The following is a 15091-nucleotide window of genomic DNA, read 5'->3' as shown; positions in this document are numbered from 1 at the left end:
TGCGATGAGGGATGCTACGGGCGACCCCGCAGGATCGCCTGCTTCACTTCGGAGATCGCCTTGGTGACCTCGATGCCGCGCGGGCACGCCTCGGAGCAGTTGAAGGTCGTGCGGCAGCGCCACACGCCCTCTTTGTCGTTGAGGATGTCGAGGCGCACCTGGGCGGCCTCGTCGCGGCTGTCGAAGATGAAGCGGTGCGCGTTGACGATCGCAGCCGGGCCGAAGTACTGGCCGTCGGTCCAGAACACGGGGCACGACGAGGTGCACGCCGCGCACAGGATGCACTTGGTGGTGTCGTCGAAGCGGGCACGCTCCTCGATCGACTGGATGCGCTCTTTTTCGGGCTTCGAGCTCGACTGCAGGAAGGGCTGCACCTGGCGGTAGGAGGCGAAGAACGGCTCCATGTCGACGATGAGGTCCTTCTCCAGCGGCAGGCCCTTGATCGCCTCGATGTAGATGGGCTTTGTGATGTCGAGATCCTTGATGAGCGTCTTGCACGCGAGCCGGTTGCGGCCGTTGATGCGCATGGCGTCGGAGCCGCAGATGCCGTGGGCGCACGAGCGGCGGAACGACAGCGTGCCGTCCTGGTCCCACTTCACCTTGTGCAGGGCGTCGAGCACGCGGTCGGTCGAGTACATCTGCACGTCGAAGTCTTGCCAGTACGGCTCGGCGTCCTTCTCGGGGTCGAAGCGCCGGATGATGACCGTGACGGTGAACTCCTGAACGGCTCCCACCTCGGCGGTGGGGGACTCGGTCGCGTTCGCCATCAGTACTTCCTCTCCATCGGCTGGTAGTGCGTGATCACGACGGGCTTCCAGTCCATGCGGATGTGGTCGCTCGCGTCGGCGCTGTGCGCGTCGCCCGTGAGGTAGGCCATCGTGTGCTGCATGTACTCGGCGTCGTTGCGGTCGGGGTAGTCGTCGCGCATGTGGCCCCCGCGGCTCTCCTTGCGGTTGCGGGCCGAGTAGACGACGACCTCGGCGATGTCGAGCAGGAAGCCCAGCTCGATCGCCTCGAGAAGGTCGGTGTTGAACCGCTTGCCGCGGTCTTGGATGCCGATGTTCTGGTACCGCTCGCGCAGGCGCTGGATGGTCTTCGTCACGCTCTCGAGGCTCTCCTCGGTGCGGAACACCTGCGCGTTCTTGTCCATCTCCTCCTGCAGCTCCTTGCGGATCGCCGCGACCCGCTCGGTGCCGTTCGAGGTGCGCAGGCGCTCGACGAGCTCGCGCACCTCCTTGGCAGGGTCGGCGGGCAGCGGCACGAACTCGGCGCTGTTCGCGTACTCGACCGAGTAGCGGCCGGCGCGCTTGCCGAACACGTTGATGTCGAGCAGCGAGTTGGTGCCGAGGCGGTTCGAGCCGTGCACCGAGACGCACGCGCACTCGCCCGCGGCGTAGAGGCCGGGGATGACGGTGTCGTTGTCGCTCAGCACCTCGGCCTTGATGTTGGTCGGGATGCCGCCCATCGCGTAGTGGGCCGTCGGCATGACGGGCACTGGTTCGACGACGGGGTCGACGCCGAGGTAGGTGCGCGCGAACTCGGTGATGTCGGGAAGCTTGGTCTCGAGCACCTCGGCACCCAGGTGGGTGCAGTCGAGCAGCACGTAGTCCTTGTTCGGCCCCGCCCCGCGACCCTCGGCGACCTCCTGCACCATGCAGCGCGAGATGATGTCGCGCGGTGCGAGGTCTTTGATGGTGGGCGCGTAGCGCTCCATGAAGCGCTCGCCGCTGGCGTTGCGCAGAATGGCGCCCTCGCCGCGGGCACCCTCGGTGAGCAGGATGCCCAGGCCGGCGAGCCCGGTCGGGTGGAACTGGAAGAACTCCATGTCCTCCAGCGGGATGCCCTTGCGCCAGATGATGCCCACGCCGTCACCCGTGAGGGTGTGGGCGTTCGAGGTGGTCTTGTAGATCTTGCCGAACCCACCGGTGGCGAAGACGACGCTCTTGGCGTGGAAGACGTGCAGGTCGCCCGTGGCGAGCTCGTAGGCGACGACGCCCGCGGCCTTGCCCTCGGCCATGACCAGGTCGAGCACGTAGTACTCGTTGTAGAACTCGATGCCGAGCTTGACGCAGTTCTGGAACAGCGTCTGCAGGATCATGTGACCCGTGCGGTCTGCCGCGTAGCAGGCGCGGCGAACGGGCGCCTTGCCGTGGTCGCGGGTGTGACCGCCGAAGCGCCGCTGGTCGATCTTGCCGTCGGGAGTGCGGTTGAACGGCAGGCCCATGTTCTCGAGGTCGATGATCGCGTCGATCGCCTCTTTCGCGAGGATCTCCGCGGCGTCCTGGTCGACGAGGTAGTCGCCGCCCTTGACGGTGTCGAAGGTGTGCCACTCCCAGCTGTCCTCTTCGACGTTCGCGAGCGCGGCGGCCATGCCGCCCTGCGCCGCGCCGGTGTGCGACCGCGTCGGGTAGAGCTTCGAGATGACCGCCGTCTTGGCGTTCGGGCCGGCCTCGATGGCGGCGCGCATGCCGGCGCCCCCGGCGCCGACGATGACGACGTCGAACTGGTGCTGGTGAACGACGGGCGCTGCCGGCGTGGTCACGGTGTCAGTACTACTCACAGGATGTCCTCACAGAAGGAAGCGACGAGCTCGGGGTCGGCCCCGGCCGGGCAGGGGTCGAAGGTGAACAGCACGAGGGTGCCGAGCACGAGCAGCACAGCGGTCGACGCGATGAGGGCCGTGTGCAGGATGCGCCGCACGCTCGCCTTCGCGACGTAGTCGTTGACGATCGTCCGCATGCCGTTGGTGCCATGGATGAGCGCGAGCACGAGAAGCGCGAAGTCGTACCACTGCCAGAACGGGTCGCTGAGCTTGCCCGCCACGAAGGCGAAGTCGATCTGGCTCACGCCGTCGCCCATCACGAGGTTGACGAAGAGGTGGCCGAAGATCAGCACGACCAGCAGCACGCCCGAGACGCGCATATAGATCCAGCCCCACTTCTCCCAGTTGATGCCGCGCGTGGAGCGGGCATAGGGGGAGCGGGGAGCGTCGAGGGTGACATCAGTGGACATGATCAGCCTCCGAACACGTTCATGAGGTGGCGGGGGGTGAAGCCGATCATCAGCACGAGCCACACGCCGAGCACGACGTAGAACATCGCCTTCTGGTGCCGCGTGCCGACGCCCCAGAAGTCAACGAGGATGATCCGCAGGCCGTTGAGGGCGTGGAAGCCGATGGCGCCCACGAGCGCGAGCTCGCCCAGACCCATGATCGGCGTCTTGTACGCGCCGATGACGATGTTGTACGCCTCCGGGCTCACCCGCACCAGAGCGGTGTCGAGGATGTGGACGAGCAGGAAGAAGTAGATGGCCACACCGGTGATGCGGTGCAGCACCCACGACCACATGCCTTCGTTCCCGCGGTAGAGCGTGCCGCCGGGAATGACCGAGCGACGCGGAGCGGGTACTTCAATGGTTGCCGACGAGCTCATCGCTCCGGCTCCCGATGCCTTCGCTGGCACGAGAAACCCTCCTCAGGGCAGTGACGACGCGCGCGATCGCTCGCGCTCGTGGACTCCGGTTGGATTCCGATTCTCAGCTGGTGGTCGCCGATACAGGCAGTCTACGTCGACTTTTCTGAGTGCTCCGAACGCCAGCCCGGCGCGCGTGCGGCGGCCCGATAGGGTGACGCGCATGTACGAGATCGAGGGCACGATTCCCGACTTCCACGCCATCATCCCGGCAGGGGGAGTCGGCTCGCGCCTGTGGCCGCTCTCGCGTGCCGAGGCGCCCAAGTTTCTGCACGATCTGACGGGCAGCGGGCACACCCTGCTGCGGGAGACCTGGAACCGGATCCTGCCCCTCGCGGGGGCCGGCGGCATCATGGTCGTGACGGGGCGCGCGCACCGCGCAGCCGTGCAGCAGCAGCTGCCCGACCTCACCGAGGCGAACATCGTGCTCGAGAGCGAGCCGAAGGAGTCGTCGGCGGCGATCGGGCTCGCGGCGGCCATCCTGCATCGACGCCACCCGGGGGTCATCGTCGGCTCGTTCGCGGCCGATCACGTGATCACCGACGGCGAGCGGTTCCGGCACGCGGTCGCCGAGGCGGTCGCCGTCGCCCGGGAGGGCTACATCACGACGATCGGCATCGCGCCGACCGAGCCCTCGGTGGGCTTCGGCTACATCCGCTGCGGGGAGCCGCTCGCCATCGCGGGGGCGAGCCACGCCCACCTCGTCGAGTCGTTCGTCGAGAAACCCGACCTCGAGACCGCGTCTGCCTACCTGGCGTCGGGCGACTACCTCTGGAACGGCGGCATGTTCATCGCGCGTGCCGACCAACTGCTCGCTCAGCTCGCCGAGACGCAGCCGTTGCTGCACGAGGGGTTGCTCGAGATCGCGGCCGCGTGGGACACCTCGAAGCGCGACATCGTGGTCGACGCGGTCTGGCCCCTCCTTCCGAAGCTCGCGATCGACTACAGCGTTGCCGAGCCGGCCGCCGCGGCCGGGCGCCTGGCCGTCGTGCGCGGCGAGTTCCCGTGGGACGACGTGGGCGACTTCTCCTCGCTCGCCAAGCTGCTCTCGGGCGGCCGCCCCGGTGATCTGGCGATCCTCGGCGAGGGCGCGCGGGTGCTCGCCGACTCGTCGAGCGGTGTCGTCGTGAGCCAGAGCGGCCGGCTCATCTCGCTCGTCGGGGTCACCGACATCGTCGTCGTCGATACGCCGGATGCCCTGCTCGTGACCACGCGCGAGCACGCGCAGCGCGTCAAGAGCGTCGTCGACGCCATCAAGCAGGCCGGCCGCGACGACCTGCTCTAGCCGCCGCGCGAGGGCCGGGAGCGGCTGCGGCCGCGCATCCGCTCTGCTCATTCGCGCATCGCGTTGCGCGAATGGAGGGCGAGCCCAGTGTTTCTGCGGGATGACCGCAGAGTCCCGACTTCGTAACGCTTGCGTCACCCAGGCCATTCGGCACTGCTGAGAGGGCCTTCCGTTCGCTAACGTGGAGCCAATTCGCTCCAGCGTCCTGCTGGGCAGCAATTTTGGAGGACACAGTGATCAACACCACCCGCAAGCGCGGCTTGGGCGCATTCGCCCTGCTCGGCGCGAGCGCCCTCGTGCTCGCCGGCTGCGCCGCAGCTCCCGAGGAGGCGCCCGAAGAGACCGCGGCGCTCGACTTCCTTCCCTGCATCGTCTCCGACGCCGGTGGCTGGGACGACAAGTCGTTCAACGAGGCCGCTCTCGATGGCATCGAAGAGGCCGCCGCTGAGCTCGGTGTCGAGTACGTCGCGGTCGAGTCGGCCGACGAGAACGCGTACGAGCCCAACGTGCAGCAGCTCGTCGACCAGGGCTGCGACCTGATCGTCACCGTGGGCTTCCTGCTCGCCGAGGCGACCACGAACGCCGCCGCGGCCAACCCCGACATCAACTTCGCGATCATCGATGAGTTCATCGACGCTCCGAACGTCAAGCCGATCCAGTTCAACACTGTCGAGGCGGCGTTCCTCGCCGGCTACGTCGCGGCCAGCTACTCGGAGACCGGCGTCGTCGGCACCTTCGGCGGCATCCCGATCCCGCCCGTCACCATCTTCATGGACGGCTTCGTGCAGGGCGTCGACTACTACAACTCGGAGAAGGGCACCGCTGTTCAGGCGCTCGGCTGGGACCTCGCGGGTCAGACCGGTGCGTTCACCGGCGGCTTCGCCCCCGGCACCGAGGCGCTCACGACGGCGCAGGGTCTCATCGACCAGAACGCCGACGTGCTGCTGCCCGTCGGTGGCCCGATCTACTTCAGCGCTGCTGAGGCCATCCGCGACTCGGGTCGCTCGATCGCCCTCATGGGCGTCGACAAGGACATCTTCGTGTCCGACCCCGACATCGCCGACCTGGTGCTCACCTCGGTGCTGAAGAACATCGCCACGGCCGTCTACGACGTCGTGACCGGTGCGGCGACGGGCACGTTCGACTCGGCTCCCTACGTGGGCACGCTCGAGAACGGTGGAGTCGGCGTCGCGCCGTTCCACGACTTCGAGTCGACGGTCGACCCGGAGCTCGCGGCTGAGCTCGAGGGCCTGATCGCCGGCATCATCGACGGCTCGATCGAGGTCACCTCGCCGGCGTCGCCCGGCCAGTAGTCACCAACGGTTCCATCCGGGGGAGGTCAGCGCAGCTGGCCTCCCCCGGCCCGTTTCCCCCGAACTGCCATGAGCGGGCGATCTTGCTCAGATGCGCAGGATCGCGCTCAGATTCGCTCCCCCGCTCTCCCCTACAGTGGTGTCACGAGCACACCGCGGTCGCTTCGGCCCGTCGCGTGCGCCTCACACCCGCATCCGTTACCGCGCCGCCCCCGTCGCCGGCGCAGGAAGGCCAAGGAGCATGAAGCTCGAGCTTCGCGGCATCACCAAGCGCTTCGGTGCACTGACCGCCAACGACCACATCGATCTCGTCGTCGAGCCGGGCGAGATCCACTGCCTGCTCGGCGAGAACGGCGCGGGCAAGAGCACCCTCATGAACGTGCTCTACGGCCTCTACCAGGCCGACGAGGGCGAGATCCTTCTCGATGACGTCGTGCAGAAGTTCGCCGGCCCGGGCGACGCCATGAACGCCGGCATCGGCATGGTGCACCAGCACTTCATGCTGATCCCCGTCTTCACGGTCGCCGAGAACGTCATGCTCGGGCACGAGCAGACCAAGACGGGCGGAGTTCTCGACCTCGATGCGGCTCGCGCGATGGTGCGCGAGATCTCGAGCCGGTTCGGCTTCGACATCGACCCCGACGCGAAGATCGAAGATCTGCCCGTCGGCGTGCAGCAGCGCGTCGAAATCATCAAGGCCCTCTCGCGCAACGCCAACGTGCTCGTCTTCGATGAGCCCACCGCCGTGCTCACGCCGCAAGAGACCGATGAGCTCATGGGCATCATGCGGCAGCTGCGCGACGAAGGAACCTCGATCGTCTTCATCACCCACAAGCTGCGCGAGGTGCGCGAGGTCGCCGACCGCATCACGGTCATCCGCCTCGGCAAGGTCGTCGGCGAGGCCTCGCCCACCGCGACCAATGCCGAGATGGCGTCGCTCATGGTCGGCCGCGCCGTCGAGCTGACCGTCGACAAGGCGCCGGCGAACCCGGGGGAGCCCTCGCTCGTCGTGAGCGACCTCGTTGTCACCGACCCGCACGGGCAGGTGCTCGTCGACCACGTCTCGTTCACGCTGCACCGTGGCGAGATCCTCGCCATCGCCGGCGTGCAGGGCAACGGGCAGACCGAGCTCACCGAGGCGATCATGGGCCTGCAGTCCAAGGTGCACGGCTCGATCGCCCTCGAGGGCAACGAGCTCGTCGGCGACTCGGTGCGACAGGTGCTGGATGCGGGGGTCGGCTTCGTGCCGGAGGACCGCACCGAGGACGGTCTCGTGGGCACCTTCTCGATCGCCGAGAACCTCATGCTCGACCGGTCGACCGGCGCCCCCTTCGTCAAGTGGGGCACGCTGCAGCTCGACGAGCTCGCGCGATTCGCCGCCGAGCGGGTCGAGGAGTTCGACGTGCGCACGCAGGGCATCACCCAGGCCGCGGGCCGGCTGTCGGGCGGCAACCAGCAGAAGGTCGTGCTCGCCCGCGAGCTCAGCCGCGAGCTCGCGCTCTTCGTGGCGGCCCAGCCCACTCGCGGGCTCGATGTGGGATCGATCGAGTTCGTGCACAAGCGCATCGTCGCGACGCGCGACGCCGGGATTCCCGTCATCGTCGTGTCGACCGAGCTCGACGAGGTCGCGGCGCTCGCCGACCGCATCGCGGTCATGTACCGGGGGCGCATCATCGGCATCGTGCCGGGCGACACCCCCCGTGATGTTCTCGGATTGATGATGGCCGGCGAGACCCCGGCGGAGGTGGCCGCATGAGCGACGACACGAAGAACCCGACCCCGGCCGAGTCGGCCGAGCAGAAGACCGCTCAGGCGGTGCACGAGCAGGTGGTCGCGCACGAGACCGGGCGCGACGCATCCGAGCCCCCCGTGCCCCGCAGCAACCAGATCATCAAGGAGATCTTCGGCGGCAGCGCGGCCATCTCGGTGCTCGCCGTCGTGCTCGCGCTGGTCTTCGGCGGCATCCTCATCGTGCTGACCGACGAGACGGTCGCGCAGACCAGCGCGTACTTCTTCTCGCGCCCCGGCGACATGCTCGTCGCCATGTGGGATGCCGTGGCGGGCGCGTACTCCGCACTGTTCCGGGGCTCCGTGTTCAACTACCTGCGGGCCGACGACCTCGTCGCCGCCTTCCGCCCGATCACCGAGACCCTCGCCAACGCGACGCCCCTCATCGCGGCCGGCCTCGGTGTCGCGCTCGCGTTCCGTGTCGGCCTGTTCAACATCGGCGGCCGCGGGCAGATGCTCATCGCCGCCGCCGCGGCCGGCTACGTGGGTGCCTACATCCCCATGCCGCCGGTCATCCACCTCATCGTCGCCCTCGTCATCGGCCTCATCGGCGGCGCGCTGTGGGGCGGCATCGTGGGTCTGCTGAAGGCTCGCACGGGCGCCCACGAGGTGATCGTGACGATCATGCTCAACTACATCGCGTTCTACCTCGTGTCGTTCCTGCTGCGCACCCCCGGTGCCCTGCAGGCGCCGGGTCAGAACAACCCCAAGAGCGGGCCGATCCTCGAGACGGCGCAGTTCCCGCCGCTGCTCGGTGACCAGTACAACCTCAACCTCGGGTTCATCCTCGTGATCGTCGCGACGATCTACGTCTGGTACCTGCTCAACCGCTCGGCGCTCGGCTTCCGGTTCCGCGCCGTCGGCGAGAACCCGCACGCCGCACGCGTCGCCGGCATCAAGGTCGAGCGCGTCTACGTGCAGGTCATGCTCATCGCGGGAGCGCTCGTCGGTCTCGCCGGCGTGTACCAGGTGCTCGGCAACTTCACGGGAGGCTTCGCCTCGGGTCTCGACGCGAGCATCGGCTTCGACGCGATCACCGTGGCCCTGCTGGGCCGCTCGAAGCCGTGGGGTGTCTTCTTCGCGGGCATCCTGTTCGGAGCCCTCAAGGCCGGCAGCTACACGATGCAGGCGGCCGAGGGCATCCCCGTCGACATCGTGCTCGTCGTGCAGTCGTTCATCGTGCTGTTCATCGCGGCGCCGCCCCTCGTGCGCTCGATCTTCCGCCTGCCCACCCCGGATCCGCTCTTCCAGTGGCGGACCCCGAAGCTCGCCCGCAAGGCGGAGGTGACCCAGTGAGCGTCGTGACCACCACTCGCGAGTCCGCGTCAGGACTCGCTCCCGCCGCGATGGTTGTGCGCAGCTGGAAGGCTCCCATCGCCTTCGCGATCTTCAGCGTGCTCGGGGCGGTGCTGTTCGTCGCCCTCGCGCGCGGCGGCGACACCACCTACCGGCTCAGCAACGACAGCGATGCGATCGTGCTGCCGTCGATCGTGCTGCCCGCCGACCCCACGGGCATCGTGGTCGTCGTGCTCATGGCGGTCATCGCCGTCTACGCCTTCCTCCGGGTGCGCGGCGCCCAGAAGGTGCCGCTGTGGCTCACGACGATCTTCGCGGTCCTGTTCCTCGTCGGCTTCCTCACGTGGGCGGCCGCCGGGTCGACCGTGCCCCTCGTGGGCCTCCTCGCCGGGGCCCTGACGGTGAGCACGCCGCTCATCTTCGGCTCGCTCGGCGGCGTCATCAGCGAGCGCGTGGGTGTCGTCAACATCGCGATCGAGGGCCAGCTGCTCGCCGGCGCCTTCGTCGCCGCGATGGTGGCCACCTTCACCGGTTCGGCCATCGTCGGTCTGCTCGCCGCCATGCTCGCGGGCGCGGCGGTCTCAGCGGTGCTCGCGGTGTTCGCCATCAAGTACCTCGTCGACCAGGTCATCGTCGGCGTCGTGCTCAACGTGCTCGTCATCGGGCTCACGAGCTTCCTGTACTCGACGGTGATGACGGCCGACCCCGACCTCTTCAACAAGCCGGAGCGGTTCGAGCGCATCGCCATCCCGCTGCTGAGCGACATCCCCGTGCTCGGGCCGATCCTGTTCAACCAGACGATCATCGTCTACCTGATGTTCGCGCTCGTCCCGACGGTGTGGTTCGCGCTGTTCAAGACCCGCTGGGGTCTGCGCCTCCGCTCGGTCGGCGAGCACCCCAAGGCCGCTGACACGGTCGGCATCAACGTGCGCGGCACGCGCTTCTGGAACGTGCTGCTCGCGGGCCTCATCGTCGGCGGCGGCGGCGCGTTCTTCACGCTCGCAGCGATCGGATCCTTCACGAAGGAGATGACCAACGGCGCGGGCTTCATCGCCCTGGCCGCCGTGATCTTCGGCCAGTGGAACCCCATCCGCGCCACCCTCGCGGCCCTGCTCTTCGGTTTCGCGACGAACCTGCAGTCGACGCTCTCGATCGTCGGTTCGCCCGTGCCGAGCGAGTTCATGCTGATGCTGCCCTACCTCGTGACGATCTTCGCGGTGGCCGGGCTCGTCGGGTTCTCGCGGCCGCCCGCGGCCTCGGGCAAGCCCTACATCAAGTCATGAGCGGGGCATCCGTGACCGGGATCGACTGGGATGCCCTGCGCGCCGTCGCCCTCGAGGCGATGTCGCACGCCTACGTGCCCTACTCGAAGTTCCCCGTCGGGGTCGCCGCGATCGTCGACGACGGCCGCGTGATCTCGGGCTGCAACGTCGAGAACGCCTCGTACGGGCTCACGCTGTGCGCAGAGTGCGCGCTCGTCTCGAGCCTGCACATGACCGGCGGCGGCAAGCTCGTCGCCTTCACGTGCGTCGACGGCAACGGCGGCGCCCTCATGCCGTGCGGCCGATGCCGCCAGCTGCTCTTCGAGCACTCGGCGGAGGGCATGCTGCTCGAGACCGTCTCGGGCATCAAGACGATCGATGAGGTGCTGCCCGACGCGTTCGGGCCGCGCACCCTGGAGGAGTTCCGTTCATGAGCATCGAGCCGTTCGACGTCGTCGACCTGATCCGCACCAAGCGCGACAAGGGCGCCCTCACCACCGAGCAGATCGGCTGGATGATCGACGCCTACACGCGCGGCTACGTCGCCGACGAACAGATGTCGGCCATGACGATGGCGATCTTCCTCAACGGCATGACGCGCGAAGAGGTGCGCGACATGACCCTGGCGATGGTCGCCACCGGCACCCGGCTCGACTTCTCGGGCCTGTCGAAGAAGACCACCGATAAGCACTCCACGGGCGGGGTCGGCGACAAGATCACGCTGCCGCTCGCGCCGCTCGTCGCCTCGTTCGGCGTCGCCGTGCCGCAGCTCAGCGGCCGCGGGCTGGGCCACACGGGGGGCACGCTCGACAAGCTCGAGAGCATCCCCGGATGGCGCGCGAACATCACGGTCGACGAGATGATGGCGCAGCTCGAGAGCGCGGGCGCCGTCGTGTGCGCCGCAGGCTCGGGTCTCGCGCCGGCCGACGGCAAGCTCTACGCCCTGCGCGACATCACCGGCACGGTCGAGTGCATCCCGCTCATCGCCTCGTCGATCATGTCGAAGAAGATCGCCGAGGGCACCGCCGCGCTCGTACTCGACGTCAAGTTCGGCTCGGGCGCCTTCCTGAAAGACATCGAGCAGTCGCGCGAGCTCGCGAAGGTCATGGTGCGTCTCGGTGAGGATGCCGGGGTCGCGACGCGCGCCGTGCTCACCAACATGAACGTTCCGCTGGGCCTCGCGATCGGCAACGCCAACGAGGTGCGCGAGTCGGTCGAGGTGCTCGCCGGTGGCGGGCCCGCCGACGTGATCGAGCTGACCGTCACGCTCGCCCGCCACATGCTCGAGCTCGCCGGCATCACCGACGCCGATGTCGAGGGCGCGCTGCAGAACGGTCAGGCGATGGATGCGTGGAACGCGATGATCCGCGCGCAGGGCGGCGACCCCGAGGCGCCGATGGCCGAGGCGGCCGAGCACCACGTCGTCACGGCCGACCGCGACGGCGTGCTCGTCGAGCAGCACGCGCTACCGTTCGGCATCGCCGCCTGGCGCCTCGGCGCGGGCCGCGCTCGCAAGGAGGACCCGGTCGACCACGCGGCGGGCATCGACCTGCACGCCAAGCCCGGTGACACCGTGACGAAGGGTCAGCCCCTGTTCACGATGCACACGAACGAGGCGGCGCGGTTCGACCGCGCGTTCGAGGCCCTCGAGGGCGGCTACCGCATCGGCAACGCCGGCGACGAGGTCGTGACGGGCGGGCCGCTCGTGGCGGGGGTTGTCGACTAGAGGTCGACCGCGCCGATGCGCTCGAGCGCGTCGATGACGAGCGCCCAGAAGCGATCGTTGTCGATGTCGAGGGCGACCTGCGTCGTGCATCCTTCGGGAGCGGGGGCGCGGAGGTCGGCGACGGTCATGCCGAGCGTGAGCCCGCCCGTCAGTTCGACGTCGAGGGGCGCTGTCACGACCCGCAGCAGCGTGGGGTCGATGAGGTACGCGACCGCGCAGGGGTCGTGCACCGGCGGGTGGTCGAAGCCCTGCGCGTCTTTGTAGGAGTGCGCGAAGAACTCCAGCAGCTCGCCGACGAAGCGCGCCGGGGCGGTGCCGACGGCGGCGATGCGTGCGGCGACCTCGTCGGTCGCGAGCGCCTGGTGGGTGGCGTCGAGCCCGATCATGGTGAGCGGCCACGGCTCGTTGAACACGATGTGGGCGGCCTCGGGGTCGATGATGATGTTGAACTCGGCGACGGCGCTCCAGTTGCCGACGTGCACGCCGCCGCCCATGAGCACGACCTGCTTCACCCGCTCGGCGAGGCGCGGTTCTTTGCGCACGGCGAGGGCGATGTTGGTGAGCGCGCCTGTCGGCACGAGCGAGACCGTCTTCGGCGGGTGGCTCATGACGATGTCGATGATGAGGTCGACGGCGTGGCGCGGGTCGAGCTCGACGACGGGCTCGGGCAGCACGGGTCCGTCGAGCCCCGACTCGCCGTGGATGTCGGGCGCCGTCTCGACGGTGCGCACGAGCGGGCGGTGGGCTCCGCGGGCGATCGGCACGGCATCCATGCCGATGACCCGCGCGACCGAGAGGGCGTTGCGGGTGACCTTCTCGATCGTCTGATTGCCCATGACGGTGGTCACGGCGAGCAGCTCGATCGCGGGGGAGCCGTGCGCGAGCAGCATCGCGACCGCGTCGTCGTGGCCGGGGTCGCAGTCGAGGATGATCTTCTGCGGTGCGGAATCTGCGGGGAGGAGCGCCATGGGGCGAGCCTAGCGCACAACTGCATATATGAAAGCGACTTGCGCGTGTGTAAAGTTCGCTCATGAGCATCCACACCCCCGCCGACGATCTCGCGGCTCGCGGCGCCGCCCGAATCGACTGGATCCGGTCGCGCATGACCCTGCTCGCGGAGGTGCGGGCGCGCTTCGCCGACGAGCAGCCCTTCGCGGGCCATCGCATCGGCATGTCGTTGCACCTCGAGCCCAAGACCGCGGTGCTGCTCGAGACGCTGCAGGCGGGTGGGGCCGAGATCGTCGCGACCGGCAACCACGGCTCGACGCAGGACGACATCGTCGCCCACCTGCGCGGCCAGGGGATGACCGTGCACGGCACGCGCGCCGACACCCTCGAGCAGCACCACGTCAACGTCGCGGCGGTGGATGCGGCCCGGCCGAGCATCCTGCTCGATAACGGCGCCGACCTCGCCGCGCTCGCCGCCGCCCGTGTCGACCCCGAAGCCGTGGCGGCGGGCGACCCGACGGGCGGCACCGGCATCATCGGCGGAACGGAGGAGACGACGAGCGGCGGCATGCGGCTGCGCACCGAACTCGCTGGCCGCCTGCCCTTTCCCCTCATCGTCATCAACGACTCTCTGCTCAAGGCGATCGGTGAGAACAAGCACTCGGTCGGCCAGTCGGTCGTCGAGAGCATCATGCGCATCACGAACCTGCGCCTCGTGGGCCGCCGGTTCCTCGTCGCGGGCTACGGCTGGTGCGGGCGCGGCATCGCGCAGTATCTGCGGGCCATGGGCGCCAAGGTCGCGGTCGCCGAGATCGACGACCTGAAGGCGTTCGAGGCGGCGTGGGACGGCTACCGTGTCGGCAGCATCGTCGACCTCGCCAGCTGGGCCGAGGTCGTCATCACCGCGACCGGCCACCCCGATGTCGTCACCGCCGAGGTCGTCGACGCGCTCGCCGACGGGGCGGTGCTCGCCAACGCCGGCCACTTCCCGTGGGAGATCGACGTGCCGGGCCTCTACGCTCGCGCGACATCGCGCACGGTGCTCGACGAGGCGATCGAGCGCGTCGACCTGCCGGGCGGCCGTCACGTGGTGCTGCTCGCCGAAGGGCGCATGATGAACCTCGCCGGCCGCGAGCCGAAGGGCAACTCGATCGAGGCGATGGATCTCGGCTTCCTGCTGCAGGCGCTCTCGCTCGAGCGCGTGGCGCGCGACCCGGCGTCTCTCGTCGCGGGGGCGCAGCCGGTTCCCGACGCGATCGAGCGCGCGATCGCGCGCGGGATGCTCGCCGCGATGGGCGCGCACCGATGAGCATGCCCGCTCCGGAATACAGCGTTCCCGCGGTCGAGAAGGCCCTCGACATCCTCGAACTGCTCGCCGAGGCCCCGGAGCCGCTCTCGCAGACCGAGATCGCCGAGGCGATCGGCCGCAGTGTGGGGCAGCTCTTCCGCGTGCTCGTGACGCTCGAGCGGCGGGGCTTCCTCGTGCGCGAGCGCGGCGGCGGCTACCTGCTCGGCACCCGCCTGTTCGACCTGGCGCACCGGCACGAGCCGCTGCGCGGACTGCGCGCGGCCGCTCTGCCGGTGATGCACGAGCTGGCCGACGAGGTGCGTCAGAGCTGCAACCTGGCGGTGCTCGACGGCGATCGGGTGCGCGTGGTCGCGCAGGTCGAGTCGCCCGCCGATTTCGGCTACCGGGTGCGGGTGGGGGCGCTGTTCGACGCGGCGACGACGGCGACGGGGGAGGTGCTGCGCGGCGCCGCCGAGGTGGTGCGCGCCGATGCGCTGCAGCACGGCATCACCGACGTCGTCGTGGCGGTGCGCGCGCCCGACGGGTCGACGGCCGCGGCGCTCACGGTGCCCTACGTCAGCACGAGCTTCAGCACCGTCGCGCATGACGCAGTGGTGGCGCGGGCACGGGCCGCGGCTGCCGCGATCGGGCTGCGCCTGGGTCAGGTCGGGAACGCCGTATCTGGGGTCACGACTCGGTAACGAACCGGTAGGTT

Annotated in this window: 14 protein-coding genes; 9 read left to right on the top strand and 5 right to left on the bottom strand. The window is 69.0% G+C overall.

Going from position 1 to position 15091, the window contains the following annotated elements; genetic code table 11:
* Window positions 1–14: 14 nt before the first annotated feature.
* From ACTIE9_RS09360 to sdhC, 4 genes are read right to left on the bottom strand one after another with little or no spacing between them, the layout of a single operon-like run.
* Window positions 15–767 (bottom strand): succinate dehydrogenase iron-sulfur subunit, encoded by a 753-nt coding sequence (locus tag ACTIE9_RS09360; protein WP_439565310.1) that lies wholly within the window; start codon window positions 765–767, stop codon window positions 15–17.
* On the bottom strand, window positions 767–2542 hold the full coding sequence (gene sdhA / locus ACTIE9_RS09355) for a succinate dehydrogenase flavoprotein subunit (RefSeq protein ID WP_439565309.1): 1776 nt from the start codon (window positions 2540–2542) through the stop codon (window positions 767–769). The genes ACTIE9_RS09360 and sdhA overlap by 1 nt, the downstream gene beginning before the upstream one ends.
* A 14-nt stretch (window positions 2543–2556) precedes the next feature.
* Window positions 2557–3012 (bottom strand): succinate dehydrogenase, hydrophobic membrane anchor protein, encoded by a 456-nt coding sequence (gene sdhD / locus ACTIE9_RS09350; protein ID WP_439565308.1) that lies wholly within the window; start codon window positions 3010–3012, stop codon window positions 2557–2559.
* 2 nt (window positions 3013–3014) lie between these two features.
* Window positions 3015–3431, bottom strand: a complete 417-nt coding sequence (gene sdhC, locus ACTIE9_RS09345; RefSeq protein WP_439565307.1) for a succinate dehydrogenase, cytochrome b556 subunit — start codon at window positions 3429–3431, stop codon at window positions 3015–3017.
* A gap of 202 nt (window positions 3432–3633) precedes the next feature.
* Here sdhC and ACTIE9_RS09340 point away from each other — a divergent pair, with 202 nt between their 5' ends.
* The 7 genes from ACTIE9_RS09340 (at window position 3634) to ACTIE9_RS09310 (ending at window position 12140) form a co-directional block, all read left to right on the top strand.
* Window positions 3634–4755 (top strand): mannose-1-phosphate guanylyltransferase, encoded by a 1122-nt coding sequence (locus ACTIE9_RS09340; protein ID WP_439565306.1) that lies wholly within the window; start codon window positions 3634–3636, stop codon window positions 4753–4755.
* 233 nt (window positions 4756–4988) lie between these two features.
* A complete protein-coding gene (locus ACTIE9_RS09335) occupies window positions 4989–6068 on the top strand; it encodes a BMP family lipoprotein (RefSeq protein WP_439565305.1) in 1080 nt (359 codons plus the stop codon).
* A gap of 241 nt (window positions 6069–6309) precedes the next feature.
* Window positions 6310–7824 (top strand): ABC transporter ATP-binding protein, encoded by a 1515-nt coding sequence (locus ACTIE9_RS09330; protein ID WP_439565304.1) that lies wholly within the window; start codon window positions 6310–6312, stop codon window positions 7822–7824.
* Window positions 7821–9152 (top strand): ABC transporter permease, encoded by a 1332-nt coding sequence (locus ACTIE9_RS09325; RefSeq protein ID WP_439565303.1) that lies wholly within the window; start codon window positions 7821–7823, stop codon window positions 9150–9152. The genes ACTIE9_RS09330 and ACTIE9_RS09325 overlap by 4 nt, the downstream gene beginning before the upstream one ends.
* On the top strand, window positions 9149–10435 hold the full coding sequence (locus tag ACTIE9_RS09320; RefSeq protein ID WP_439565302.1) for an ABC transporter permease: 1287 nt from the start codon (window positions 9149–9151) through the stop codon (window positions 10433–10435). The genes ACTIE9_RS09325 and ACTIE9_RS09320 overlap by 4 nt, the downstream gene beginning before the upstream one ends.
* 11 nt (window positions 10436–10446) lie before the next feature.
* Entirely contained in the window at window positions 10447–10848 is a 402-nt protein-coding gene (locus ACTIE9_RS09315; RefSeq protein ID WP_439565301.1) for a cytidine deaminase, read from the top strand.
* Window positions 10845–12140, top strand: a complete 1296-nt coding sequence (locus ACTIE9_RS09310; RefSeq protein WP_439565300.1) for a thymidine phosphorylase — start codon at window positions 10845–10847, stop codon at window positions 12138–12140. Before ACTIE9_RS09315 ends, ACTIE9_RS09310 begins: the two co-directional genes overlap by 4 nt.
* Here the strand turns inward: ACTIE9_RS09310 and uriH are convergent.
* Window positions 12137–13108 (bottom strand): uridine-preferring nucleoside hydrolase UriH, encoded by a 972-nt coding sequence (gene uriH, locus ACTIE9_RS09305; protein WP_439565299.1) that lies wholly within the window; start codon window positions 13106–13108, stop codon window positions 12137–12139. The genes ACTIE9_RS09310 and uriH overlap by 4 nt on opposite strands.
* A gap of 62 nt (window positions 13109–13170) precedes the next feature.
* Between uriH and ACTIE9_RS09300 the strand changes: the two genes are divergently transcribed.
* Together ACTIE9_RS09300 and ACTIE9_RS09295 are read left to right on the top strand one after the other, a co-directional pair.
* Entirely contained in the window at window positions 13171–14397 is a 1227-nt protein-coding gene (locus tag ACTIE9_RS09300) for an adenosylhomocysteinase (protein ID WP_439565298.1), read from the top strand.
* Window positions 14394–15077 (top strand): IclR family transcriptional regulator, encoded by a 684-nt coding sequence (locus ACTIE9_RS09295; protein ID WP_439565297.1) that lies wholly within the window; start codon window positions 14394–14396, stop codon window positions 15075–15077. The genes ACTIE9_RS09300 and ACTIE9_RS09295 overlap by 4 nt, the downstream gene beginning before the upstream one ends.
* Window positions 15078–15091 lie beyond the last annotated feature (14 nt).

Source organism: Microcella sp., from assembly GCF_051860105.1.
GTDB lineage: Bacteria > Actinomycetota > Actinomycetes > Actinomycetales > Microbacteriaceae > Microcella.
The sequence above is the reverse complement of the archived record's forward strand: the minus strand, read 5'-3'. Positions and strand labels throughout refer to the sequence as shown.

What these genes read in the sequence shown, in the direction of transcription:
- ACTIE9_RS09300 (WP_439565298.1), top strand. Translation starts at nt 13,171, where the DNA reads ATGAGCATCCACACCCCCGCCGACGATCTCGCGGCTCGCGGCGCCGCC.
- ACTIE9_RS09295 (WP_439565297.1), top strand. Translation starts at nt 14,394, where the DNA reads ATGAGCATGCCCGCTCCGGAATACAGCGTTCCCGCGGTCGAGAAGGCC.
- sdhD (WP_439565308.1), bottom strand. Translation starts at nt 3,012, where the DNA reads ATGTCCACTGATGTCACCCTCGACGCTCCCCGCTCCCCCTATGCCCGC.
- ACTIE9_RS09330 (WP_439565304.1), top strand. Translation starts at nt 6,310, where the DNA reads ATGAAGCTCGAGCTTCGCGGCATCACCAAGCGCTTCGGTGCACTGACC.
- ACTIE9_RS09360 (WP_439565310.1), bottom strand. Translation starts at nt 767, where the DNA reads ATGGCGAACGCGACCGAGTCCCCCACCGCCGAGGTGGGAGCCGTTCAG.
- ACTIE9_RS09310 (WP_439565300.1), top strand. Translation starts at nt 10,845, where the DNA reads ATGAGCATCGAGCCGTTCGACGTCGTCGACCTGATCCGCACCAAGCGC.
- uriH (WP_439565299.1), bottom strand. Translation starts at nt 13,108, where the DNA reads ATGGCGCTCCTCCCCGCAGATTCCGCACCGCAGAAGATCATCCTCGAC.
- ACTIE9_RS09340 (WP_439565306.1), top strand. Translation starts at nt 3,634, where the DNA reads ATGTACGAGATCGAGGGCACGATTCCCGACTTCCACGCCATCATCCCG.
- ACTIE9_RS09325 (WP_439565303.1), top strand. Translation starts at nt 7,821, where the DNA reads ATGAGCGACGACACGAAGAACCCGACCCCGGCCGAGTCGGCCGAGCAG.
- sdhC (WP_439565307.1), bottom strand. Translation starts at nt 3,431, where the DNA reads ATGAGCTCGTCGGCAACCATTGAAGTACCCGCTCCGCGTCGCTCGGTC.